Raw genomic sequence first — 2,120 nt, forward strand, 5'->3', positions numbered from 1 at the left:
CTCCAATTTCGCTACAACCTGATCTGGAGACTTTTCTGTGGCAAAAGAAATTGAAGTAAGTCTGCCAAACTTCCTATCAAAGGAACCACCGAAAACACTATTTACATATTCAGGAGTCCATCCTTGCTGCGCGAGCTCTCCTTGCTCAAAAAAATCTAAATCTAAGGTCCAAAACGATTCACTTCTACTTCCATCTTTGTGTATGACATAGGTTTCCTGCAGGAAAAAAGTAGCACTTAGCAAGTCGCCTTGCATAGCGGCATACTGCCTGGCTGCATTCACGTCTCCACGTTGCGCGTCTGCGAGAAGCGAGGCTTTCTTTTGTCTGGCTTCTTCTTCCTGCATACCATAATATTGGGCAACCAAACCTAGATCAAGCGATCTAAGGACAAACTACCCATAGTTATAATTTATGTTATTCGATTAATTCCTGATGACAATAAATGTCAAAGTCAAATTCTATGTTCAGTCTTTTGATCAGTGAATTATATCTGGAATTCAAATGTACCCAAGGAGTACTCTCTTCGTTGTTGTATATAAATAAGGCACAAGAAAACTCGCAGTAATATCTCTCGCAAAGAGGATTTAAAATTTCAGTTTTAGATTCAAGGATATCTAGGATGGAGTTCATTTGATCCTCAAAACAAGCATACTTACCTAAAGGCGATTCGTAGAGCCATCCATTTCTCTTCGCCACTTGGGGCAGTTTTTCATTCATTCTCTCTCCTTTAACGTAGATTCTTATCGGTGATACTCCAATATGTTCAGTTATTGTCTCGTGTGAGATATCATCAAAGTCCCAAATACAGAAGCGAACTATTATTTCATTTTTTCTCATACTACTTTTTTGTTATTACCATTTACCCTTATGGAACAGCCGCAGCCGCGGCCAATGATCCTCCTAAAGTTTCAGGAGCTAAGACTATTGCAACTCCCCATTTAACCACCTCATATACAGCTACAGCAGCAACGCCAATTACAACCCCCTTTCCGACAACATTAAGATCTTTGATATTAATTCCAATTGGCTCACCTTCTCCTACACCCCCTTTAGGCTTCTCATAAATGTTTCCATCTCTATCTTTGTATAAATCTCTTCTACCACCACGAACTCCCTTATCACTGTGATCCCAACCATGCTCCTTTAGTTTTTCGATTTCACCTGGCGTCAATTTCTTATCTTGGCTTGGATTTCTGTCTTCATTTCCAAGGCCATCCTGCATCATTAACCCACTCCCTGCAAAGTTGCTGCCCCGGCCGGGCCCAGTCCCTGCTTGTTGCTTCATGTAATTATAAATCGCATCTTGAGCTTGTCGTCTGTACTCTTTGTTCTGATATGTAGGGTCATGAGCAACAACATCGAATGCATTAACTTCGCAATTGCACCATTTGTTGTAAACTTTGGGACCCTGGGATTGAAGCGAAGCATAGTAACTCTGAGCCATCATTGGATCACTTGGTGCCATAGCCGCGGCTGCAGCCGCTTCAGCTTGTCCTTTTTGATATTCGTATATTTCGTCCTGGGTCATAAAGGCTGTTTTCATAACCCAATCCTGTCCACTCCAAGAATAGCTAGACGAGGAAGCTGGTTCATCGACTTTCTCGGTAATCACTTGCCAATATCCTGGTTTATTAGGGTCCGGAACTGTTACCGTAAAATCTGCCCCGGTAGGATCATTGAGCATCACCGGATTATTTCCGGCATAATGATAGCCACTATAGGAGGCAAACTTCGTTGCCAATGGATCTACCTGCGTAAATCTGCCTAGTGCAGCATCGTATCCTCTGAACGCCGTTTCATACCACCCGGTAGTTTGATTGAGTTCCGAGCCTTCGTTATACAGGAAGTTATTACTGCTGTTCTCTCGCGTCCAACTTGTTGAGGCCTGCAAGCCTAAAGGGTAGTATTCATTATACTGCACTACGTTGCTTTTGGTGTGGGTTATTTTCAAATCATCGAAATATACCCAATTTGTTCCATCTCCCTCATAGCTTAAGTATACATACATGTAGCCGGGTTCTTTAATCGTGCGCGGTGTAAAAGAAACGAGCTGTTTTGCTCCGTTGGCGGTGGTGGGCACTGCCTGCCAGCCCATATCCAGCAGTTTATAATTCTTATC

At 42.6% G+C, this 2,120-nt stretch carries 3 protein-coding genes; all 3 read right to left on the reverse strand.

The genetic code is table 11. The annotated features are described in order from the left end of the window. The coding region (locus VIN08_RS02255; RefSeq protein ID WP_331959576.1) for a hypothetical protein at window positions 1-345 on the reverse strand (345 nt) is incomplete at its 3' end. Window positions 346-415: 70 nt separating this feature from the next. Further along, the gene (locus VIN08_RS02260; protein ID WP_331959579.1) at window positions 416-838 is read right to left on the reverse strand and encodes a DUF4279 domain-containing protein; all 423 of its coding nucleotides are present in this window, start codon (window positions 836-838) and stop codon (window positions 416-418) included. A 28-nt stretch (window positions 839-866) separates the two neighbouring features. Further along, window positions 867-2,120: polymorphic toxin type 33 domain-containing protein (locus VIN08_RS02265; protein WP_331959582.1), on the reverse strand; the 1,254-nt coding region annotated here is incomplete at its 5' end.

The organism is Ohtaekwangia sp., from assembly GCF_036568665.1.
In the GTDB taxonomy this organism is placed as follows: domain Bacteria; phylum Bacteroidota; class Bacteroidia; order Cytophagales; family Cyclobacteriaceae; genus Ohtaekwangia.